At 61.4% G+C, this 20994-nt stretch carries 20 protein-coding genes; 9 read left to right on the top strand and 11 right to left on the bottom strand.

The window, feature by feature from the left end; all coding sequences use genetic code 11:
• Nucleotides 1-45: 45 nt before the first annotated feature.
• Nucleotides 46-957 (bottom strand): LysR family transcriptional regulator, encoded by a 912-nt coding sequence (locus tag IGS60_RS21800; RefSeq protein WP_230506192.1) that lies wholly within the window; start codon nucleotides 955-957, stop codon nucleotides 46-48.
• Between the two features lie 144 nt (nucleotides 958-1101).
• Between IGS60_RS21800 and lysA the strand changes: the two genes are divergently transcribed.
• Nucleotides 1102-2352 (top strand): diaminopimelate decarboxylase, encoded by a 1251-nt coding sequence (lysA, locus tag IGS60_RS21795; protein ID WP_230506191.1) that lies wholly within the window; start codon nucleotides 1102-1104, stop codon nucleotides 2350-2352.
• Between the two features lie 63 nt (nucleotides 2353-2415).
• On the top strand, nucleotides 2416-3981 hold the full coding sequence (locus tag IGS60_RS21790) for a phospholipase D family protein (RefSeq protein ID WP_230506190.1): 1566 nt from the start codon (nucleotides 2416-2418) through the stop codon (nucleotides 3979-3981).
• A gap of 122 nt (nucleotides 3982-4103) precedes the next feature.
• Here IGS60_RS21790 and IGS60_RS21785 read toward each other — a convergent pair whose 3' ends face one another.
• From IGS60_RS21785 to apbC, 3 genes are all read right to left on the bottom strand, one after another.
• Nucleotides 4104-5783, bottom strand: coding sequence for an alkaline phosphatase family protein (locus IGS60_RS21785; protein WP_230506189.1), 1680 nt, complete (start codon nucleotides 5781-5783; stop codon nucleotides 4104-4106).
• Between the two features lie 137 nt (nucleotides 5784-5920).
• Entirely contained in the window at nucleotides 5921-6328 is a 408-nt protein-coding gene (locus IGS60_RS21780; protein WP_070312351.1) for a DUF4399 domain-containing protein, read from the bottom strand.
• Nucleotides 6329-6547: 219 nt separating this feature from the next.
• Nucleotides 6548-7636 carry an iron-sulfur cluster carrier protein ApbC gene (apbC, locus tag IGS60_RS21775; protein WP_070219730.1) on the bottom strand — a complete coding sequence of 363 codons (1089 nt, stop codon included), beginning with the start codon at nucleotides 7634-7636 and terminating at the stop codon, nucleotides 6548-6550.
• Between the two features lie 160 nt (nucleotides 7637-7796).
• Between apbC and metG the strand changes: the two genes are divergently transcribed.
• From metG to panC, 5 genes are all read left to right on the top strand, one after another.
• Nucleotides 7797-9953, top strand: a complete 2157-nt coding sequence (metG, locus tag IGS60_RS21770) for a methionine--tRNA ligase (protein ID WP_230506188.1) — start codon at nucleotides 7797-7799, stop codon at nucleotides 9951-9953.
• A 19-nt stretch (nucleotides 9954-9972) separates the two neighbouring features.
• Complete coding sequence (locus IGS60_RS21765; protein ID WP_070219744.1) at nucleotides 9973-10452, top strand: GNAT family N-acetyltransferase; 480 nt, start codon at nucleotides 9973-9975, stop codon at nucleotides 10450-10452.
• Nucleotides 10453-10559: 107 nt separating this feature from the next.
• Nucleotides 10560-10769 carry a DUF3460 family protein gene (locus IGS60_RS21760; RefSeq protein ID WP_034778041.1) on the top strand — a complete coding sequence of 70 codons (210 nt, stop codon included), beginning with the start codon at nucleotides 10560-10562 and terminating at the stop codon, nucleotides 10767-10769.
• 17 nt (nucleotides 10770-10786) lie between these two features.
• The gene (locus tag IGS60_RS21755; RefSeq protein WP_230506187.1) at nucleotides 10787-11719 is read left to right on the top strand and encodes a ScpA family protein; all 933 of its coding nucleotides are present in this window, start codon (nucleotides 10787-10789) and stop codon (nucleotides 11717-11719) included.
• 54 nt (nucleotides 11720-11773) lie between these two features.
• Nucleotides 11774-12613 carry a pantoate--beta-alanine ligase gene (gene panC, locus IGS60_RS21750; protein ID WP_070219724.1) on the top strand — a complete coding sequence of 280 codons (840 nt, stop codon included), beginning with the start codon at nucleotides 11774-11776 and terminating at the stop codon, nucleotides 12611-12613.
• Nucleotides 12614-12774: 161 nt separating this feature from the next.
• Here the strand turns inward: panC and IGS60_RS21745 are convergent, their stop codons facing one another.
• Nucleotides 12775-13227, bottom strand: coding sequence for a hypothetical protein (locus IGS60_RS21745; protein WP_141750004.1), 453 nt, complete (start codon nucleotides 13225-13227; stop codon nucleotides 12775-12777).
• A gap of 281 nt (nucleotides 13228-13508) precedes the next feature.
• Here IGS60_RS21745 and IGS60_RS21740 point away from each other — a divergent pair, with 281 nt between their 5' ends.
• Nucleotides 13509-14261: a glucose 1-dehydrogenase gene (locus IGS60_RS21740; protein WP_230506186.1), complete on the top strand. Its 753-nt coding sequence runs from the start codon at nucleotides 13509-13511 to the stop codon at nucleotides 14259-14261.
• A gap of 163 nt (nucleotides 14262-14424) precedes the next feature.
• Here IGS60_RS21740 and IGS60_RS21735 read toward each other — a convergent pair whose 3' ends face one another.
• A complete protein-coding gene (locus tag IGS60_RS21735; protein WP_230506185.1) occupies nucleotides 14425-15219 on the bottom strand; it encodes a hypothetical protein in 795 nt (264 codons plus the stop codon).
• A gap of 445 nt (nucleotides 15220-15664) precedes the next feature.
• Here IGS60_RS21735 and IGS60_RS28400 point away from each other — a divergent pair, with 445 nt between their 5' ends.
• The gene (locus IGS60_RS28400) at nucleotides 15665-15793 is read left to right on the top strand and encodes a hypothetical protein (RefSeq protein ID WP_268994162.1); all 129 of its coding nucleotides are present in this window, start codon (nucleotides 15665-15667) and stop codon (nucleotides 15791-15793) included.
• 111 nt (nucleotides 15794-15904) lie between these two features.
• On the opposite strand, the gene cheY is transcribed toward IGS60_RS28400, so the two are convergent.
• The 5 genes from cheY to IGS60_RS21710 form a co-directional block, all read right to left on the bottom strand.
• Nucleotides 15905-16303 (bottom strand): chemotaxis response regulator CheY, encoded by a 399-nt coding sequence (cheY, locus tag IGS60_RS21730; RefSeq protein ID WP_026132837.1) that lies wholly within the window; start codon nucleotides 16301-16303, stop codon nucleotides 15905-15907.
• Between the two features lie 147 nt (nucleotides 16304-16450).
• Complete coding sequence (locus tag IGS60_RS21725; RefSeq protein ID WP_035826603.1) at nucleotides 16451-17521, bottom strand: chemotaxis response regulator protein-glutamate methylesterase; 1071 nt, start codon at nucleotides 17519-17521, stop codon at nucleotides 16451-16453.
• 108 nt (nucleotides 17522-17629) lie between these two features.
• Complete coding sequence (gene cheD / locus IGS60_RS21720; RefSeq protein WP_034758343.1) at nucleotides 17630-18238, bottom strand: chemoreceptor glutamine deamidase CheD; 609 nt, start codon at nucleotides 18236-18238, stop codon at nucleotides 17630-17632.
• 9 nt (nucleotides 18239-18247) lie between these two features.
• On the bottom strand, nucleotides 18248-19120 hold the full coding sequence (locus tag IGS60_RS21715; protein WP_070219720.1) for a CheR family methyltransferase: 873 nt from the start codon (nucleotides 19118-19120) through the stop codon (nucleotides 18248-18250).
• Nucleotides 19121-19191: 71 nt separating this feature from the next.
• Nucleotides 19192-20913, bottom strand: a complete 1722-nt coding sequence (locus IGS60_RS21710; protein WP_230506184.1) for a methyl-accepting chemotaxis protein — start codon at nucleotides 20911-20913, stop codon at nucleotides 19192-19194.
• Nucleotides 20914-20994 lie beyond the last annotated feature (81 nt).

Below are 20994 nucleotides of genomic sequence, written 5' to 3'. Positions count from 1 at the left end.
AAACGCCATTTTACTCTGTTGACCGCCGCCGCTCCACAAGCGCCGTCACAGCTGCAGCAAGCGCCTTTTCACCTCGTCCGCCTGCGCATGCAGCGCCTGCTCGAACAGCGCCACCAGCTGCGACAGGGGCCGGTGCAAAGGTTTCACGAGATTCACCGTGAACGGCAGGGATACGGCAAAGCGCCGGATCTGCAAGCCCTGCCCCGCATAGTCGAGCGCCGTGAGCGGATTGACGATGGCCAGCCCCACGCCTTCGCGCACCATGGCGCACACGGAAGCGGCGCTGTGCGTGTCGAGCGCCATGCGCCGCTCCACGCCCGCTTGCGCGAAGATGGCGTCGATCTGCTGGCGGTAAGGGTCGACGGCGGCCAGGCTGATGAAAGGCTGGCCCGCGAAGTCCGCCGGCTGCAGCACGGCCTTGCCAGCGAGCGCATGGCCGTCAGGCAGCACGCATACTTCGTCGACGGACATCAAGGTATCGAGCGCGGTGCCCGGCGGCGCATTGCACACTTCCGTCAGGCCGATGTCGTGGCGCTGCGCCGACAGCCACTCTTCCAGCAGCGGCGACTCCTGCGGCGTGATGCTGATGCTCACCTTGGGAAAATCGGCGACGAAGCGCTTGCACGCCTGCGGCAACAAGGATTGGGAAAACACGGGCAGGCAGGCGATCGACAACTGCCCCTGGTCGAACTGGCGCAGAGCCGCCGCCGTGCTGACGATGCGCTCCAGGCCGAAATACGCGCGCTGCACCTCCTCGAACAGCTGCAGCGCCTGGGCCGTCGGGCGCAGACGCCCCCGTTCGCGCTCGAACAGGGTCAAGCCCGTCAAATGTTCGAGGCGCGCCAGCTCGCGGCTGACGGTGGGCTGCGAGGTGTGCAGCATGGCGGCGGCGGCCGTCACGCTGCCCGTCGTCATGATGGCGCGAAAAACCTCGATGTGGCGCAATGAGATAGTCATACCCATATCATAAATGAATAAGGTCACCTCAAATGGATATTTTATGTTTACACAGAAAAGCCGCATCATTGTCAGCATCGTAGGTCGGATTAGCGCAAGGCGCGTAATCCGACACCCCTCCATAAAATGACAAAGACCACCGCCATGAAACCAGTGCCAGACGCCACCCTCGCCCAACTCGCCCAGGAACACGGCACGCCCCTATGGGTGTATGACGCGGCCACCATCCGCGCGCGCATCGCGCAGCTGGCGCAATTTGACACCGTGCGCTTCGCGCAAAAGGCCAACTCGAACATCCATCTGCTCACCTTGATGCGCGAAGCGGGCGTGCACGTGGACGCCGTCTCGCTGGGCGAGATCGAGCGCGCGCTGCAGGCAGGCTTCACGCCGGCGCAAACGAACGGCGCGGCCGGCGTGGTGTTCACCTGCGACCTGTTCGACCGTGCCACCCTGGCACGCGTGGCGGCGGCAAAAATTGAAGTCAATTGCGGCTCCGTCGACATGCTGCGCCAGCTGGGCCCCGTGTCGCCCGGCCACCGCGTCTGGCTGCGCATCAATCCCGGCTATGGGCATGGCCACAGCAACAAGACGAATACGGGCGGCGAAAACAGCAAGCACGGCATCTGGTACGAAGAGCTGCCGGAGGCGCTGGCCGTCATTCGCGCCCACGGACTACACCTGGTGGGCCTGCACATGCACATCGGCTCGGGCGTCGATTACAGCCACCTGGAAACCGTCTGCGGCACCATGGTCGACCTGGTCAAGAACATGGGCCACGACATCGAAGCCATTTCCACGGGCGGCGGCCTGTCCGTGCCCTACCGCGAAGGCGAGCAACCAGTCGACACGGACCACTACTTCCAGCTGTGGGATGCGGCGCGCAAGCAGATCGAGGCGCACCTGGGCCATCGCGTGCACCTGGAAATCGAACCTGGCCGCTTCCTCGTGGCCGATGCGGGCTTGCTGGTGGCCGAAGTGCGCGCCACCAAGCAAATGGGCGGCAAGCACTTCACCTTGCTCGATACGGGTTTCAATGAACTGATGCGCCCCGCCATGTACGGCAGCTACCATGAAATGTCGGTGATCGCGCACAACGGCCGCGCTCTCGATGAGCAGCACGCCACCGTCGTCGGCGGCCCCCTGTGCGAATCGGGCGACGTCTTCACCCAGCGCGATGGCGGCGTGGTGGAAACCCGGCAGTTGCCGGCAGCGCAGGTGGGCGACTACGTGGTCTTCGAAGGCGCGGGCGCGTATGGCGCGTCGATGTCGTCGAACTACAACAGCCGTCCGCATGCGGCCGAATACCTGGTCGATGGCGCCGATGATCAACACCCGTCGCGCCTGATCCGCCGCCGCCAGACGGTGGCCGAGCTGATCGCGCTGGAACAACTGTAAATCCTCGCCCGCGTGCGGGCATGCGCATCTGCTAACATCGGGGCAACTCGATGAAAGCCCGCCATGCCCGCCCAAGCACTTCCCTTCCGCAGCGCCACCCGGCTGCTTCTGCCGCTGCTGCTGTCCGCCGTCCTCGCCGGCTGCGCTTCCCTGCCCTCGCTGGATGGCCGCATCCCCTCCAGCGTCATCGCCGACACACAGCACACCCAATTGGCCACGGCCATTGCGCCCATGGTGGCGCAGCATCCCGGCGTGTCCGGCATCTATCCGCTGGTCGACGGGCGCGACGCCTTTGCCGCGCGCGCCCTGCTGGCCGCCGCCGCCCAGCGCAGCCTGGACGTGCAGTACTACATCTGGCACAAGGACATCACGGGCACCCTGCTGTTCGATGCCTTGCGCCAGGCGGCCGAACGGGGCGTGCGCGTGCGCCTGCTGCTCGACGATAACAACACGGCGGGCCTGGACCAGACCCTGTCCATGCTGGGCAAGCAGCGGAACCTGGAAATCCGCCTGTTCAATCCCTTCGTGCCCCGCGCGCCGCGCGCGCTGGCCTTCGCCACCGATTTTTCGCGCCTCAACCGGCGCATGCACAACAAATCGTTCACGGCCGACAACCACGCCACCATCGTGGGCGGGCGCAATGTGGGCGATGAATACTTCGGCGCGGCCGGCGATGTGCTGTTCGCCGACCTGGACGTGCTGGCCATCGGCCCCGTCGTCGGCGAGGTCTCGCAGGATTTCGACCGTTACTGGAACAGCGCCTCGGCCTACCCGGCCGCACTGCTGCTGACCAGCCCTGTCGATGGCGACGCGGCCACCATCGCCGCCGAGGCGGACCGCATCGACGACACCAGGGCGGCCGAAGAATACGTGCAGGCGCTGCGCACCTCGCCCTTCGTCAAGCAAATGATGGAACGTACCCTGCCCTTCGAATGGGCAAGGACGCGCATGGTCAGCGACGACCCGGCCAAGGTGCTGGACCAGGCCAGGCCCGGCACGCGCGTGGCGGAAAACCTGCAAAACCTGCTCGGTGTGCCGGAAAAGGAAGTGGATCTGGTATCGCCGTATTTCGTGCCCGGCAAGTCCGGCACGCAAGCCTTTGCCGACCTGGCGAAAAAAGGCGTGGGCGTGCGCATCCTGACGAACGCGCTGGAAGCGACCGACGTGGCGGCCGTGCATGCGGGTTATGCAAAATGGCGTAAACCGCTGCTGGAAGCGGGCGTGCTGCTGTATGAATCACGCCGCTCGTGGGAAGCCGGCGACGCGCGCGAACAGCCGGGCCGCTTCGGCAGCTCCGCATCGAGCCTGCATGCGAAGACCTTTGCCGTCGACGACCGGCGCATCTTTGTCGGCTCGTTCAATTTCGATCCGCGCTCGATCGAATTGAATACGGAAATGGGCCTCGTCATCGACAGCCCCGCGCTGGCCAGCCAGCTGGGGCTAGCCATGCGCGCCACCATCCCGCAGCGCGCCTACCAGGTGCTGCTTGGCGACGACGGCGCGCTGTACTGGATCGCCCGCGACGCCAGCGGCGCCGCCACGCGCTACGACACGGAACCGGGCACCAGCGTGTGGAAGCGCATGGGAGTGGCGATTCTGTCGGTGCTGCCGATAGACTGGCTGCTGTAAGCGGTTTGCCGACGATGCTGTCGGATGACGCGTGGCTGCGCCCCGCGTCATCCGACCTACAAGGTCATCGTAGGTCGGGTTAGCGCAAAGCGCGTAAGCCGACAAGCGCGCAGCACCGCCCTTTACCGCACCGCTTCCGTCAACACCCGCCCTTCCGACGCCGACGGCTGGCGTATGCGCAGCAGATGCGCCAGGGTCGGGGCGATATCGACCACTTCCGCGTACTGGCCATAGGCGCCCGGCTTGATCCAGCGGGGGCCGAACACCATCAGCGGCACGTTGGTGTCATACGTGTACGGCGTGCCGTGCGAAGTGCCGCCGCTGCCCTTGCCGAAATACCAGGCCGGTTTTGTGACGACCATCAGGTCGCCCGACAGCTGGCGGTTCCAGGCGCGGCGCATCAGGGTGTCCATGCGCGTGGCCACGGCGCCTGTTTCCATCTGCGTGCGCGTGTAGACTTGCGCCAGGCCGTCCTGCTGCAGCAGGAAGCGGGCCGCTGCGTCTTCCAGCGCAGCGCGATGGACGCCGCCCTTTTCCGCCAGCGCGTAATCGAGGTAGATATTCGGCAGCGACGACGTCGTCACCAGCTTATCGATGCCCAGGCTTGTCGCCAGGTGCTGATTCAGGCTTGCGACCAGCTTGTCGCCGTCGATGCGCTTGGCCGTAAAGCCGCCGCGCGCTTCCGTAAATTCCGGCACGTTGGCAAAGCCATGGTCTGCCGTCAGCACCACCAGCACGTTGTCCATGCCGACTTTTTTATCGAGATCAAGAAAGAAGCCGGCCAGCATGCGGTCCAGGCGCTGCAGGTGGTCGTGCGACATCTTGCTTTCCGGGCCGTAGGCATGGTTCACGTAGTCGTGCGCGGACAGGCTCACGCCCAGGATGTCGGGCACGCCAGCCGGATTGCGGCCCAGGTTCTCGCCATCGACGGCGGCGCGGGCAAATTCCAGGGTCAGTTCATCGAGGAAGGGACCGGACTTCAAGCGGCTGTAGTACTCGCCGTCGAGCTTGCCGCTGTCGCTGTAATAGGCGAACGGGAAGGTGTTGCGCGTGCCCGGCTTGGCCGCCACCACATCATCGCGCGCATCGTTGACATAAGCCCCGTCGGCCAGCAGCGGCGTCCAGCTCTTGCCGTAATAACGGTCCTGCGGCCTGGCCGCCTGGTAGCGCTGCACCCATTGCGGATGCTGCTGCATGTAATAGGTGCTGCTGGCGAAATTGCCCGTCTTTTCCATGTACATATAGGCCGTGCCCGTTTTCCCGGCCAGCAGGATGGCGCCGCGGTCCTTGCCCGACACGGTGACGACCTTGGCCTTGTCGCCCGTGGCATAGCGCAGCTCGTCACCGAGGGTGCTCACGCGCAGCTTGGTCGGCGCGGTGCCGTCGTCCGGCTTCGTCTCTTCGCCGATGTAATGGAAATTGCCATCCTCGGTGCAATACACGGACTTTTTCGTGACGGGATCGATCCAGTTATTGCCGATCACGCCATGCTGGTAAGGATAGGCGCCCGACAGCACGGCCGAGTGGCCGATGGCGGTAACCGTGATGCCATGCGCCTGGTGCGCATCGCTGAACCACGCGCCCTGCTCCAGCAGGCGGCGGAAACCGCCCTGGCCGAACTGGTCGCGGTAGCGGGTTACCTGCTCCTGCGGCAAACCGTCGACCACCAGCACCACGACCAGCTTCGGCTGCGCCGCAGCCGAGGGTACGGCCTTGGCCGCATATGCCTGGCAAGCCGCCACGCTCGTCACCAGCAGCAGCGCCTGCGCTAGCTGCCGGGAAAGGGAGAAATGTTTCGTCATATCCACTCATCAAAAGTTAGGCCACCGGGCAGCATACGCCGACTATATGACACAACAATGACAAGAAGCAACAATATGAAAAGGCCGGGCCCCATCGCTGGAACCCGGCCTGTGCCGCAACAGACAATATATCTGACTTACTTGACCGTCACTTTGATGCTTTTGCTTAACTCCGGCCCATACGACTGGTGCGCGCCATTGGCGAACTGCATGGTGAGCGTGTACTGGCCCGGCGGCAAGGTGACGTCCGTTTCCGTTTGACCTTTACCGAAATGCAAATGCTTGTCATCCATGGGTATCATCTCGCCCGCCTTCATCGGCCCTGTATTGATGAGCAAATGATGGTGGCCCGTCTTGGCCGTCATGTCGCCGGCCGGCTTGACGTCCATGCCGCTGACGGCAAATTTCACTTTGAACGGGCTCGTCACCGTCGCACCATCGGCTGGCTCGACGAAGGAAACGGATTGGGCGAAGGCGCTGGCGGCCAGCAGGCTGCCGGCAAGCAGGACTGCGGCCTGGCGCAGGAATACGGTAGTCAATTGCATGATGTCTCCACTTGTTAATAACAACACGGACTGCATGAAACCATATTCCTGGCGGTCATGGCGCCGGGGACGAGTTAAGCCAATGGTGCCACTGGTGGCCTTGAAAACCGTAGCGAGCAAGCTCAATGTCGGGTTGAGTAACGCAACCGTACTTTAGTACGGTGAGTAACGCCGACCCGAAAGTGAGCTGCGCAGTAGGTTTGCAAGGCCACCCAGCCACTAGTCGTTCTTGATGACGATGCTAGGGAACTTGCTGGTCATATCCTTCGCCTTTTCCGCCACCTTGATGGCGATGGTGCGGGCGATCTGCTTGTAGATCACGGCGACGGGGCCTTCCGGCTCGGCCACGACGGTGGGCGTGCCCGAATCCGTCTGCTGGCGAATCGCCATGGTCAGCGGCAAGGCGCCGAGGAATTCCACGCCGAAGTCCGCGCACATCTTCGCGCCGCCGCCGGCACCGAAGATTTCTTCCGCATGGCCGCAGTTCGAGCAGATGTGCGTGCTCATGTTTTCCACCACGCCGAGGATCGGAATGCCGACCTTCTCGAACATTTTGAGACCCTTGCGCGCGTCCAGCAGCGCGATGTCCTGCGGCGTCGTGACGATCACGGCGCCCGTGACGGGCACTTTCTGCGACAGGGTCAATTGAATGTCGCCCGTGCCTGGCGGCATGTCGACGATCAGATAATCGAGGTCGCGCCAGTTGGTCTGGTCCAGCAATTGCTGCAAGGCTTGCGTGACCATGGGGCCGCGCCACACCATCGGCTCGTCCGGATCGATCATGAAGCCGATCGACGACACTTGCAGGCCGTGGTTTTCCATCGGCTCCATGCTCTTGCCGTCCAGCGTCTTCGGCTGGCCGCTGATGCCCAGCATCATCGGCTGCGACGGGCCATAGATATCGGCGTCCAGCATGCCGACGGTGGCGCCTTCGGCCGCCAGGGCCAGGGCCAGGTTGACGGCCGTGGTCGATTTGCCAACACCACCCTTGCCGGAAGCGACGGCAATGATGTTTTTCACGTTGCTCATCGGCTTCAAGCCGCGCTGCACCGTGTGCGAAATGATTTTCGACGACACGCCCACGCTGACGTTGCCCACGCCCGGCAGCACGCGCAGGGCGGCCAGCACGGATTTGCGGATCAGGTCGATCTGGCTCTTGGCGGGGTAGCCCAGTTCGATGTCGAGCGAAATGTCGCTGCCATCGACCTTCAGATTCTTGACGGTTTTGCTGGAAACGAAATCTTTATGTGTATTTGGATCAATAACCTGGGCCAGCGCGGCCTTGACGTCTTCTACTGTGATGCTCATGTAAATCTCCGTGTGTACTACATATGTGCAATACGCGCAGTCTAGCGCAAATTTGCATGGCGCGATGGCGGCAAAAGCATCACTTGCCGGCGCTGCATCTGCTCATATTGCCTTTCCGCTGTTAAAATGTCCTATTATCCATCCCAAAAGTGCATCAATCATGACTCGCAAGCTGTTCGTCACCACTGCCCTGCCTTACGCAAACGCCGCTTTTCACATTGGCCACATCATGGAATACATCCAGGCCGATATCTGGGTCCGGTTCCAGCGAATGCAACGCGATGGCGCAGCCGGCCGTGAAGTGCACTTTGTGGGCGCCGATGATACGCATGGCACGCCCATCATGATCGCCGCCGAAAAGGAAGGCATCACGCCGCAGCAATTCGTCGCCAACATCGCCGCCGGCCGCGCCCAGTACCTCGATGGCTTCCATATCGCCTTCGACAACTGGTATTCGACCGATTCGCCGGAAAACGTCGACCTGTCGCAATCGATCTACCGCAAGCTGCGCGATACGGGCCTGATCGTCACGAAAACCGTCGACCGCTTCTTCGACCCGGTCAAGGGCATGTTTCTGGCCGACCGCAACATCAAGGGCGAATGCCCGAAATGCGGCGCCAAGAACCAGTACGGCGACAATTGCGAAGTGTGCGGCGCGGCCTACCAGCCGACCGACCTGGTCAACCCGTTCTCCGTGTTCACCAACGCGACGCCCGTGATGAAGCCGTCGGAGCAGTATTTCTTCAAGCTGTCCGACCCGCGCTGCTTCGAATTCCTCAAGGATTGGCTCAACACGCCAGGCCGCCTGCAGCCTGAAATGGTCAACAAGGTCAGCGAATGGCTGGGCGAGGCGGGCGAAAAGCTGGCCGACTGGGATATCTCGCGCGACGCGCCCTACTTCGGCATCCCGATTCCCGATGCGCCGGGCAAGTTCTTCTATGTGTGGATGGACGCGCCCGTCGGCTACCTGGCCAGCCTGAAAAACTATTGCGACAAGAAAGGCATCGATTTCGACGCCTTCCTGAACGACCCGACGACGGAACAGATCCATTTCATCGGCAAGGACATCGTTTCCTTCCACCTGCTGTTCTGGCCTGCCATGCTGAAATTTGCCAATCACCCGGTGATCGACAAACTGAAAGTCAATGTGCACGGCTTCCTGACGGTTAACAACGAAAAGATGTCGAAGTCGCGCGGCACCGGTATTTCGCCGCTGCGCTACCTGGACCTGGGCATGAACCCGGAATGGCTGCGCTACTACATCGCCTTCAAGCTGAACTCGAAAGTGGAAGACCTGGACTTCAACGGCGAAGATTTCGTCGCCCGCGTGAACAGCGACCTGATCGGCAAATACGTGAACATCGCCAGCCGCTGCGCCGGCTTCATCGCCAAGCGCTTTGACGGCAAGCTGGCATCCACGCTGTCGGAAGGCGCGCAAAGCTGGATCAACCGCGCGCTGACGGTGGACGTCAACGGCGTCATCGTCGAGCGCCAGGCCAGCATCGCCGCGCACTTCGAGAACCGCGAATTCGGCAAGGCCTTGCGCGAGATCATGGAAATCGCCGACATCACGAACCAGTATGTCGATGAAAACAAGCCGTGGATCCTCGCCAAGGATGCCGACAAGACGGCCGAACTGCACGACGTGTGCACCACGGCCCTGATCCTGTTCCGCCAGTTGACGATTCTGCTGTCGCCGGTCCTGCCGGGCGTGGCGAAGAACGTGGCATCGTTCCTCAACGACGCCGAGTTCACCTGGGCCGATACACAGGTGTTCGGCGACGCCGTCTCGAACAGCATGCTGGGCCGTACCATCGGCGCCTACAGCCACTTGATGACACGCATGGATGCAAAGATGATCGAAGCGCTGTTTGACGCGCCGCAAGCTGCCGCCGCCATCGCGGCGCCCGCTGGCGACGCCGCGAACGACGCCGCGGCCCCTGCTGCCGCCGCTGCCGCCATCGAGGAACTGGCGCCCGAGATCAAGATCGACGACTTCCTCAAGGTCGACCTGCGCATCGCCAAAATCGTCAATTGCGAACTGGTCGACGGCTCGGACAAGCTGCTGCGCCTGACCCTGGATGCGGGCGAAGGCCGCTTGCGCAATGTCTTCTCGGGCATCCGCTCGGCGTACCAGCCGGAAGAACTGATCGGCAAGCTGACGGTGCTGGTGGCCAACCTGGCGCCGCGCAAGATGAAGTTCGGCATTTCCGAAGGCATGGTCATGGCTGCCTCTGCCGCCGACGAAAAGGCCAATCCGGGCATCTACATCCTGAACCCGTGGCCGGGCGCCGAACCTGGCATGCGCATCCGTTAAGCCACCACAAGGACCGATGATGAATATCGTGGTGCGCGAAGCAACAAATGCCGATGCACAACTGATGGCCGAGCTGACCCGCGCCGCGTGGGCCGGCAAGGTGGCGGCCTCGTCCAGCGGGCACCACGAGACGGCACAGCAGGTGGAAGCGCAATTGCGCCACGGCGGCGGTTTTCTGTTGCTGATCGACGACATTCCAGCCGGCTCGCTGCGCTGGATGCCGCTCGACAGCGACCCCGCCATCTGGAAGATTTCACGCATGGGCGTGCTGCCCGCCTACCGGGGCAGCCACGTCTCGCAGCACTTGCTCGAAGCCATCATTCATCACGGCCTGTCGTGCCAGGCCGAGGAATTGCGCCTGGCCGTGCGGCGCGACCAGCGCAAGCTGATCGATTTTTATGCGGCCTTCGAATTCGAGCTGGCCGAAGAACTGGAATATTCGCACGCCAACCCCGCCGAACCGGCGCCGATGGTGATGCGGCGCCTGCTGCGTTATTGATTTTTAGCAATTTCGCCCCGGACTTGCCGATACAACAACCCGCCAAGCGGCACGGCGCGGTAAAATACGGCCGGCTGACCTTACCCATAAGACACTCAGAAGAGAATATGAAACTGCCTGCAAAACACAACAACTACGTATCCGACCACACCTTGTTCATCGCCGAACTGAAGGCCAAGAACCCTGGCATGGAAGCGGGCCAGCAAGCGGGCCGCGCCCTGCTGTGGGACAAGCCGGCCGTCAGCATCGATGAGCAGGAACGCCAGCTGGCGTCGGCCGTCAAGCAACAGGCTTACGTTTACCAGAACAAGAACTAAGATCTGGAACCGGCACGATGTTGCCTGAAGAGTCTGCAGTCACGCCGGAAGCCGACGCTTCCGGTGCCGGCGCAGTCATCGAGTCGCCCGCACCTGTCGCCGATGGCGACGGCAGCGGTGACCCTGCAGCATCTGCAACGACGGTAACGGAGGCGGCGCCCGCCGCTGACCCGCTGGGCATCGCCCGCCTGTATGGCGAGCCCATGATGCGCATGCCGACGGATCTGTACATTCCGCCGGACGCGCTGGAAATCTTCCTCGAAGCCTTCGAAGGCCCGCTCGACTTGCTGCTCTACCTGATCCGCAAGCAAAACTTCAACATTCTCGATATTCCGATGGCGCAGGTGACCCTGCAATATCTGAAATATGTCGACCAGATCCGCGTGCGCAACCTGGAACTGGCCGCCGAGTATCTGCTGATGGCGGCCATGCTGATCGAGATCAAGTCGCGCATGCTCTTACCTTCGCGCAAGAGCGACGTCGAGGAAGATGGCGGCGACCCCCGTGCCGAACTGGTGCGCCGCCTGCTCGAGTACGAGCAGATCAAGCTGGCCGCCTACGACCTGAACGCCATCCCACAGTTCGAGCGCGATTTCGTGCGCACGCAGATTTTCATCGAGCAAAGCCTGACGCCCACCTGGCCCGACGTGGAACCGGTGGACCTGCAGCAGGCGTGGCTCGACGTGCTGAAGCGCGCCAAGCTGACCCAGCATCACCGCATCAGCCGCCAGGAACTGTCCGTGCGCGAGCACATGTCGAGCATTTTGCGCCATTTGCAATCGTCGCGCTTCCTCGAATTCAGCGATCTGTTCGACATTGCCGGCGGCGTGCCCGTGGTGGTGGTCAACTTCGTGGCCTTGCTGGAACTGGCCAAGGAAACCCTGATCGAAATCACGCAGGCAGAACCGTTTGCCCCCATCTACGTCCGGCTGGCCTATTCGCCCGCCTGACCCCTTCCCTTTGTCACTGACCACCGTACAACGGGGTTTTAGCGAAAGCAATCCATGAAAATTATTTCCGACATTGAAGAATTGCGCGACCAGCTCAGCGGACAGCTGCGCACGGCGTTCGTCCCCACCATGGGCAACCTGCATGAAGGCCATCTGTCGCTGATGCGCCTGGCGCGCAAGCATGGCGACCCCGTCGTCGCCTCGATCTTCGTGAACCGGCTGCAATTCGGGCCGAACGAGGATTTCGAGAAATATCCGCGCACCATGGCGGCCGACATCGCCAAGCTGGAAAAGGAAGGCGTGTACGTGCTGTTCGCGCCGACGGAAAAGGAACTGTACCCGGAGCCGCAGGAATACCGCGTGCGCCCGCCCGATGACCTGGGCAATACCCTGGAAGGCGAATTCCGCCCCGGCTTCTTCGAAGGCGTGTGCACGGTCGTCACCAAGCTGTTTTCGTGCGTGGGTCCGCGCGTGGCCGTGTTCGGCAAGAAGGATTACCAGCAACTGATGATCATCCGCAACATGGCGCGCCAGTTCGCCCTGCCGACGGAAATCATCGCCGCCGAAACCTACCGCGCCGACGACGGCCTGGCCCTGTCCTCGCGCAATATGTACCTGTCGGAAAGCGAACGGGCGGAAGCGCCGGAACTGTTCAAGGGCCTCAATTTCGTGGCTGAGGAAGTGCGCAAGGGCAACCTGGCCGTGGGCGAACTGGAACAGGCCAGCATGCAGCTATTGAACAGCCGCGGCTGGAAATCGGACTACATCGCCGTGCGCAAGCGCGCCAACCTGCAGGCGCCGAGCGCCGCCGAACTGGCCGCGGGCGAACCGCTGGTGGTGCTGGCCGCCGCCAAGCTGGGGCAGACCAGACTCATCGACAACCTGGAAATTTAACATACAACAAAACCTGCTGCGCGTCGCGATTTGCGGCCTGCGATGCTCACTGCGCTAAAGCACAGCTCCGCTTCTCGGCCACAACTCTCTGCCGCTCGCTACGGTTTTGTCAGATGTTTTAAATGCAGTCACAGCGGGGCCATTCGGCCCCGTTGCTTTACCTACTTCTCCATCCCTACCAGCTTGAGCTCGGCAAACAGCGGCTTGTTGCTGCCGCGTGCCGCTTGCAACATGTCATAGCTTGCCGCGTCGAGCACGATTTCCTCGCCCGCCCACAGCTTGCGCTGGTTCGCAGGCAGCCTCAGGCTGCGCAGGATGGCCCGCACCTGGGCCGGATCGGCCGCCAGCAGGCGGATTGCGCGCGCATGGCGCTGCGTGCCCGTGAGGATCGGCAAGCCGCCCTCGGAGCCGTGCTGGCTCAGGCTGACATAATCCTGGCCACCCACGCGGTGCAGATAGGCATGCCGGCCATCCGCTTCGGCAGGCGACTGCGCGGGCGGCTCCTGCATTTCGACAGACGCGACAGGCGCAACGGCGGTTTGTTCAAGGCTCACGCCACAGGCCGCCAACAGGGCCGTGCTCAGGGCGAAAAATAATACGGGTGCTCGGCGCATCGTGCGCTCCTTCTTGTCGGGGTCGGGGACAAAGGGGGAATACTGCAGCGATCATGGGCCAAATCATTTGACGTGTAAAGTTAACTATTGGAAATATTTCATTCCTTTGCGCAATTACTTGCAGTTAGTGCGAGCACGCTCGTCCATACCAGCGAGGCCAACAATCATTGCTAATGGAATTTGTACATTGAAATCAATATCGCCATCTTTATCCATGTATCGATAAAGATCACAATGTCTGCACTGGCCCATGCGGGCCTCCACCACGATAGGAGAACACCATGAACACAGCATCCCATTCCGCCAAGGTCGCCATCGTCACGGGCGCCTCGCGCGGCATCGGCGCGGCCATCGCCCGCCGCCTGGCGCGCGACGGCATGCAGGTCGTCGTCAATTACGCCAGCGACAAGGAGGCGGCGGACGCGCTGGTGGCGGCCATCGCGGCCGAAGGCGACGCCGCCATCGCCGTCAAGGCCAACGTGGCCGATGCGGGCGACGTGCAAGCCTTGTTCGATGCGGCCGAGACGGCCTTCGGCGGCGTCGACGTGCTGGTCAACAACGCCGGCATCATGCCTCCCGCGCTGCCGGCCCTGGCCGACACGGACGACGCCACCTTCGACAGCCTGTTCGCCATCAACGTCAAGGGCAGCTTCAACACCATGCGCCAAGCGGCGACGCGCTTGCGCCACGGCGGCAGCGTGATCAACTTCTCGACCAGCGTGATCGGGCTGGCCCTGCCCGGCTATGCCGTCTACGGCGCCAGCAAGGCGGCCATCGAGACGATGACGGCTATCTTCGCCAAGGAATTGCGCGGCAAGAACATCACCGTCAACGCCGTCGCCCCCGGCCCCACGGCCACGGCCCTGTTCTTGAACGGCAAGACGGAAGAAACGATAGAACGCATGAGCAAGATGGCGCCCCTCGAACGCCTGGGCACGCCGGAAGACATCGCCGCCGCCGTGGCCTTCCTGGCGGGTCCTGATAGCCGCTGGGTCAACGGCCAGACCCTGCGCGCGAATGGCGGCCTGGTGTAGCACCAGTCAAACCCTGCTGCACATTGCGTGCTTCAGCTACAGTTTAATGCTGCGGCCTAGCATCTCCATTGAGATAATGCGACCAATACAAGGCGTTGGAATATCGCATATGGGGATGCAATTCTTGAACAGAAACTTGTTTTGCATTTGCTCAAACGATCCTCTATTGAGGGCATATCATGCTGCTGCCAGGTTGAGCGACTGCCAAACAACTGTTCAATTGTTTGCTGATCAATTGAGCGGTACACACATCGTCTTTGCTTGCAAACCAGCGGTTTCCTACTTCATCCGATCTGCGCACACCGCTGGCCAGTCTCAATTTACTCGTAAATTCATAAATCCCATGCCTCGACACTGGACTCCATGAGGACTCAAACGGAAAGCGAACTTCTTGCACGTGCCGCTCTGGGGGAAGGAATATCTTATGAAAGAGACGCATGTTCGCCAAAATTTCATATGTTTGATATACCCGAATAATGCGCGCTTCAGGATCTAATTCGGGCAGGCATGAGCACGCACGAATCCGGTCAGCGCGTGAAATTGAGGGATCCGCGAAGCCGGTAACAGAAGAGGAGGCAAAAACGATGGCTTGCTCTACGCGGCCAGGAAATGCATACAGCAGATGCTGCGCCAAACTACCTCCCAATGAGTGCCCCGTGGTCACATACCGGGGTGAAGGAGCACTTTCTGCCAGCGCCTTCTGGTCAAAGTAACGCATGATTTCGGTAAAGTGTGTACGTGCCCGAGATAGCTGATTATCAGCATTAAAGGCACGACTAAACCACCAGGAATTACCATATAACCAGTCGCCTTTGCCGTTAGTGCCGCGAAATGCAATCACAACATGCTCTTGATTGTCGAATTTACGGTGCCATACATGAAACATCAGACCAGTAGAGTCTTCACATCCAAACTTGACGGGACTGCCGGCATCTCGCATGCCGACTGCCGTTTCCATCTGCCACGCACTCGATCTATCGCTTGCAGACGTGAGCCAACCGAGGAGCTCAGCTGACTGCAAATCGGACACACCCGTCCTGCTTTCCTTATTCGGGCAATCCACGCCAGCTTTGTAAGCATATGCCGACATAATCGCATACGGTAGAAATCTGGCAGCCGCTGCCGCAGGGTCTGCCAGCATCACTCGGTAATGCGAGGTTCGTAGCCTGGCCGAGCCTTGCTCATTGTTTCCCAATACATTATTTGGACAGTCCTCAACCGCGAAGTGCGTACACCCGACTAGCAAAAAAGGAACGAGGGCGCATGCACAATAGCAAATACGAAATCGTTGATCGTACACTTCGACCTCCAGGTGGAAACCGCCATGGATAATCTTAGCTGGGAACCATGCTTATAATGGTCAATCTCGCTGCCATTCGATCTTTGTCAAATCAGGAAAGGCAGTGTTGAAAGCATGCGGTATTAAACTAATGATGGTTCCAAAAGTATCGCATGTGGTCACGCAGGCAGGCATTCACCTTGCCCACGACATCGGCATCGACAACCTGCTGGCCACCCATGTTCAGGTTTAAGCGGGTAAGCACGAGGACGAAAAAAAACGCTGCCGGTTTGCACGGGCAGCGTTTTTTACATGGCAGCACCGCCCCGCAAAACGCGGCGGCCGGCCCGGTCGGGCAGTGCGCTTAAGCGCCGGCTTTTTCCAGCTTCTCGAAAATCTTGTTCAGCTTTTCATCGAGGGTCGCTGCCGTGAACGGCTTGACGACATAACCGCTGGCGCCAGCTTGCGCGGCGGCGATGATGTTTTCCTTCTTCGCTTCGGCGGTGACCATCAGCACGGGCAGCTTGGCCAGTGCGGGATCGGCGCGGATATGCTGCAGCATCGTCAGGCCATCCATGTTCGGCATGTTCCAGTCCGACACGACGAAATCGAACGATTCCGCGCGCAGCTTGGCCAGGCCCATCACGCCGTCTTCCGCCTCATCGACGTTGGCATAACCCAGTTCCTTCAACAGATTCCGGACAATGCGGCGCATCGTCGAAAAATCGTCAACGACTAAAAATTTCATCTTTGGATCAGCCATGAATAACTCCGTTGTTTCTGTAGCGGTTTGTTAATAATATCGACATGAATGCCGACATTATGGTCGACACTACGGCAGCAAGTTGTAGGATAGCATTTTCGTTGCTTTTAGGCGAACAAACTTGCCTCAGATCATATAAAACGTGGCTTACACGCGCAAAGCACGCATACCATGCGCCGCCAGGTGTCCCAGTACCATGCCAGGCAGCGCCGTCAGAGCACCGACCTCATGCGTAGCGCCGACAGCGATCGCCTCGCGCGGCATGCCGAACACCACGCAACTGGCTTCGTCCTGCGCAAAATTATACGCTCCTGCGGCCTTCATCTCCAACATGCCTTGTGCGCCGTCCTTGCCCATGCCCGTGAGGATCACGCCGACGGCATTTTTACCCGCCGATTGCGCGGCCGAACGGAACAGCACATCGACCGACGGACGGTGGCGGTTGACCGGTTCACCCTGGTCGATCTTGGTCATGTAGTTGGCGCCGCTGCGCGTCAGGGTCAGGTGCGAATGGCCGGGCGCGATGTAGGCGTGGCCAGGCAGCACGCGTTCGCCGCCCGCCGCTTCCTGCACCGAGATTTTGCACAGCGAATCGAGGCGGCGCGCGAACGAACGCGTAAAGCCTTCCGGCATGTGCTGCGTGATCAGGATGCCGGGACAATCGGACGGCATCTGCATGAGAAATTCGCGGATCGCTTCCGTGCCGCCCGTCGAGGCGCCCACGATGATCAGCTTTTCGCTCGACGTCAATGGGCTGCGCAGCGCAGGCAGCGGCGCGGCCACCTTGTCGCCGGCCGACGGCAGGGTGCGCGCGCGGATGCGCGCCTTCGAGGCGGCGCGGATCTTGTCGGCGATCATGTCCGTGTACTCGCGCATGCCGCTCTGGATGGAAATCTTCGGCTTGGTGACGAAATCGACGGCGCCCAGCTCCAGCGCGCGCATGGTGATTTCCGAACCGCGCTCGGTCAGCGACGACACCATCAGCACCGGCATCGGGCGCAAGCGCATCAGCTTTTCCAGGAAGTCCAGGCCGTCCATCTTCGGCATCTCGACATCGAGGGTCAGCACGTCGGGGTTGGTCTGCTTGATCATCTCGCGCGCCACCAGCGGATCGGGCGCCGCGCCCACCACTTCCATGTCGGGCTGGCTGTTTACGATTTCCGTCATGACGCTGCGAATCAGCGCCGAATCATCCACGATCAATACTTTGATCTTCATAGTTATCCTTCCAGGCCTTGCGGCCCTTGTTTCTTATTAAATTAGTACCCGGACCACACTGCCGCAAGCCGCACAACGCGGTGCGCAGCAGGTTTGGTCCGATATGTATCAGAACAGCTCGACCTCGCCGCCCACCGGCGCGACCTTGAGGCGGCTGGCGTAATCGAGTTCGCGGCGTACCAGCGTATCGTTATGCGTCTGCATCAGCTTTTTCACCAGCACCTTGCCGCTGCGGGGGAAAAAATACACCTTGCGCGGGTGGATGTCGTTGAGGTCTTCCGCCACCACGCGCATCTTTTCCGCCTTCAGATAATTAATGACGAAAGCCGCGTTGCGCTCACCGACGTTGATCGCCGTGAAGCCGCGCAGCACGGCGCCGCCGCCGAACACTTTCGCTTCCATGTTCTCGCGCCGCGCGCCCGCCTTCAGCAAATCGTTGATCAGGATTTCCATGGCGTAGGTGCCATACCGCATCGACGCGGAAATCGGGCTGTTCGGATCGCTGCCGCCATCGGGCAGCATGAAGTGGTTCATGCCTCCCAGGCCCGTGACACGGTCGCGGATGCAGGCCGAGACGCAGGAGCCGAGCACGGTGACGATCAGCATGTCCTTGTTGGTAAAGTAATACTCACCAGGCAAGATCTTGGCGGCGTCACAGTTGAACGTCCTGTCGTAATAGACGTTAGTGGCGAATTGCTCTTTGGATTCCAGGCTCATATTTCACTCTCATGTACGATGCGACGGTGCCTTGGGCGCGGCGCCCCGAGGCTGGTCGAGCTCATAGACTGTTTTACCGCGCAGCTTCAGTGAATCCGACACGTACAGAAAATTCTCCGAATGGCCCGCGAACAGCAGGGCATCGGGTTTCATCAACGGCACAAAGCGCGAGAGGATCTTGCGCTGCGTCGCCTTGTCAAAATAAATCATCACGTTACGGCAAAAGATGACGTCGAACTGGCCCGTCAATGGCCAGCCGTCGGCCAGCAGGTTGAGCGGCTTGAAGGTGATCATCTGGCGCAGTTCAGGACGCACCCGCACCTGCCCTTCGCGGTCGCCCTTGCCGCGCAAGAAAAAGCGCCGCGCACGGTCGGCCGGCATCTTGTCGAGCCGGTCCAGGTTGTAGACGCCATTGGCGGCCGTGGCCAGCACATTCGTGTCGATGTCCGTGGCGATGATGGTGACGGGCGGCGTGAGCGTATTGAACGCCTCGCACACCGTCATGGCGATCGAATACGGCTCCTCGCCGGTGGAACTGGCCGAACACCAGATAGTGATCGGCCCGCTCAGTTTTTTCACATGCTCGGCCAGCAGCGGGAAGTGATGCGCCTCGCGGAAGAACGACGTCAGGTTGGTCGTCAGCGCATTCGTGAACGCTTCCCACTCGTCGCCCATGCGGCCCGCTTCCAGGTCGTCCAGGTAGCGGACGAACGAGGAGATGCCGGTCGCGCGCAGCCGCCTGGCCAGGCGGCTGTAGACCATCTCCTGCTTGCTGTCGGCCAGCGCGATGCCGGCCCGCTTGTAAATCATGGCGCGGACCCGTTCGAAGTCCTTGCCAGTGAAATCAAATTCCTTGACCGAATCCGTTTTAGTTTGCGGCATTTTGTTTTTACCTCTCTATGACTACTCTGACCAATGCCTTTGCAAGTATAACTAGCGGGACCGGGTTGGCGTCAGAACTCTTCCCAATCGTCGCCGCCGGCCGCCGCCAGCTTTTTCGCGGGCGGTGGCGTGCCGGCCTGCGCCGCCGTTGCCACCCGCCGTGTAGTTGCCGCCACGCCAGGCGCCGGCCGTGCCGCCGCCTTGACCACGGGCGCGGACGCGGGCATGGCTGCCGGCGCCGCGCTCTCGCCGTCCAGCTTGAAGATGCTGACGGCGTCGGCCAGTTTCTGCGCCTGGTCCTGCATGCTTTCGGCGGCCGCCGCCGCTTCCTCGACCAGCGCCGCATTTTGCTGCGTCATCTGGTCCATCTGCGCGATGGCCTGGTTCACTTCCTCGATGCCGTGGCTCTGCTCCTGCGTCGCCGCCGTGATCTCGCCCATGATGTCGGCCACCTGCCGGATCGACGTGACGATCAGACCCATTGTCTGCCCCGCCTCGTCCACCAGGCGGCTGCCGGCATCGACCTTGTCGACCGAGTCGCCGATCAAGCCCTTGATTTCCTTCGCCGCGCCGGCCGATCGTTGCGCCAGATTGCGCACTTCCGACGCCACTACCGCAAAACCGCGTCCCTGCTCGCCTGCGCGCGCCGCTTCGACGGCCGCATTCAGCGCCAGGATATTCGTCTGGAACGCAATGCCGTCGATGACGCCGATGATGTCGACGATCTTGCGCGAACTGTCCTTGATGGAACCCATGGTATCGACCACTTGCGACACCACCTTGCCGCCCTGCTCCGCCACCGACGACGCCGACACTGCCAGCTGGTTGGCCTGGCGCGCGTTGTCCGCGTTCTGCTTCACGGTCGACGTCAGCTCTTCCATCGACGACGCCGTCTCTTCGAGCGAACTGGCCTGCGTTTCCGTGCGCGCCGACAGGTCCGCATTGCCGCTGGCGATCTCGCGCGACGCCACGGTGATGGTGTCCGTCCCGGTGCGCACGTCGCTGACCGTCTGCACCAGGCTCTCGTTCATGTCCTTGAGCGCCTGCTGCAGCGCGCTCGTTTCATCCTTGCCTTCGACCACCACGCGTGCTGTCAGCTCGCCGGCCGCCACCTTCTGCGCCACGGCCACTGCGCCGGACAATGGCACCGTGATCGAGCGCGTGATGAAGATGGCGCACCAGGCGCCGATCGCCACGGCCGCGCCGCCCAGGATGAACAGTACCATCATCAGGCGCGCATCGGCCGCCAGCGAGTCATCCATGAAGCTTTGCTGCGCCACGTGCTGCAAGTCGAGCAGCTTGTTGATATCGGCCAGGGTCGTCTTGTTCAAGGGATCGATGCGGGTGGCGATCACCTTCGCCGCGCCCTCGCTGTTAAACGCCAGCACCTGTCCCATCGCTTCCTTGAAGGCGGCATCGACTTCGCCGTCGATCTTGGCGATATTGGCCAGCAGCGCCTTCTCGCCATCGGACAGGCCCAGGGTGGCCAGCTTGCCGCGGGCGCCGTCGTACAGCTTGCGCTGCTCGCGCACCTTGCCCTCTTCCGCCTGCATCAGGCTCACATCGCCCTGCAGGCCGATATTGCGCATGGCGATACCGGTTTCCAGCATCGCGCTTTTCATCTGCGACGCCTGCGTATTCTTTTCGCTTGCCAGCTCCAGCCCCGTGAGCAGCTGGGCCTTGTTACGGTAATTCAGTGCATTCGCCGAAACGATCACCACCACCAGGATGGCGAGAATGCTGCCGAAACCTATCCCCAGCCGGGTGCCTATCTTGAAATCGCGCAAACTCATTACAGTCTCCAATATTTATGTGAACGGCGCCCGTTCAACCGGACGGCGCCGTGTTGTGGCCGGGTCTCTGTCGGACCTTGC

It is taken from the genome of Janthinobacterium sp. FW305-128 (assembly GCF_020858135.1).
Lineage (GTDB): Bacteria > Pseudomonadota > Gammaproteobacteria > Burkholderiales > Burkholderiaceae_D > Janthinobacterium.
The sequence above is the reverse complement of the archived record's forward strand: the minus strand, read 5'-3'. Positions and strand labels throughout refer to the sequence as shown.

Bases quoted from the DNA above. Each gene is read 5' to 3' on its own strand.
- IGS60_RS21800 (WP_230506192.1), bottom strand. From the start codon at position 957: ATGACTATCTCATTGCGCCACATCGAGGTTTTTCGCGCCATCATGACG.
- lysA (WP_230506191.1), top strand. From the start codon at position 1,102: ATGAAACCAGTGCCAGACGCCACCCTCGCCCAACTCGCCCAGGAACAC.
- IGS60_RS21790 (WP_230506190.1), top strand. From the start codon at position 2,416: ATGCCCGCCCAAGCACTTCCCTTCCGCAGCGCCACCCGGCTGCTTCTG.
- IGS60_RS21785 (WP_230506189.1), bottom strand. From the start codon at position 5,783: ATGACGAAACATTTCTCCCTTTCCCGGCAGCTAGCGCAGGCGCTGCTG.
- IGS60_RS21780 (WP_070312351.1), bottom strand. From the start codon at position 6,328: ATGCAATTGACTACCGTATTCCTGCGCCAGGCCGCAGTCCTGCTTGCC.
- apbC (WP_070219730.1), bottom strand. From the start codon at position 7,636: ATGAGCATCACAGTAGAAGACGTCAAGGCCGCGCTGGCCCAGGTTATT.
- metG (WP_230506188.1), top strand. From the start codon at position 7,797: ATGACTCGCAAGCTGTTCGTCACCACTGCCCTGCCTTACGCAAACGCC.
- IGS60_RS21765 (WP_070219744.1), top strand. From the start codon at position 9,973: ATGAATATCGTGGTGCGCGAAGCAACAAATGCCGATGCACAACTGATG.
- IGS60_RS21760 (WP_034778041.1), top strand. From the start codon at position 10,560: ATGAAACTGCCTGCAAAACACAACAACTACGTATCCGACCACACCTTG.
- IGS60_RS21755 (WP_230506187.1), top strand. From the start codon at position 10,787: ATGTTGCCTGAAGAGTCTGCAGTCACGCCGGAAGCCGACGCTTCCGGT.
- panC (WP_070219724.1), top strand. From the start codon at position 11,774: ATGAAAATTATTTCCGACATTGAAGAATTGCGCGACCAGCTCAGCGGA.
- IGS60_RS21745 (WP_141750004.1), bottom strand. From the start codon at position 13,227: ATGCGCCGAGCACCCGTATTATTTTTCGCCCTGAGCACGGCCCTGTTG.
- IGS60_RS21740 (WP_230506186.1), top strand. From the start codon at position 13,509: ATGAACACAGCATCCCATTCCGCCAAGGTCGCCATCGTCACGGGCGCC.
- IGS60_RS21735 (WP_230506185.1), bottom strand. From the start codon at position 15,219: ATGGAAACGGCAGTCGGCATGCGAGATGCCGGCAGTCCCGTCAAGTTT.
- cheY (WP_026132837.1), bottom strand. From the start codon at position 16,303: ATGGCTGATCCAAAGATGAAATTTTTAGTCGTTGACGATTTTTCGACG.
- IGS60_RS21725 (WP_035826603.1), bottom strand. From the start codon at position 17,521: ATGAAGATCAAAGTATTGATCGTGGATGATTCGGCGCTGATTCGCAGC.
- cheD (WP_034758343.1), bottom strand. From the start codon at position 18,238: ATGAGCCTGGAATCCAAAGAGCAATTCGCCACTAACGTCTATTACGAC.
- IGS60_RS21715 (WP_070219720.1), bottom strand. From the start codon at position 19,120: ATGCCGCAAACTAAAACGGATTCGGTCAAGGAATTTGATTTCACTGGC.
- IGS60_RS21710 (WP_230506184.1), bottom strand. From the start codon at position 20,913: ATGAGTTTGCGCGATTTCAAGATAGGCACCCGGCTGGGGATAGGTTTC.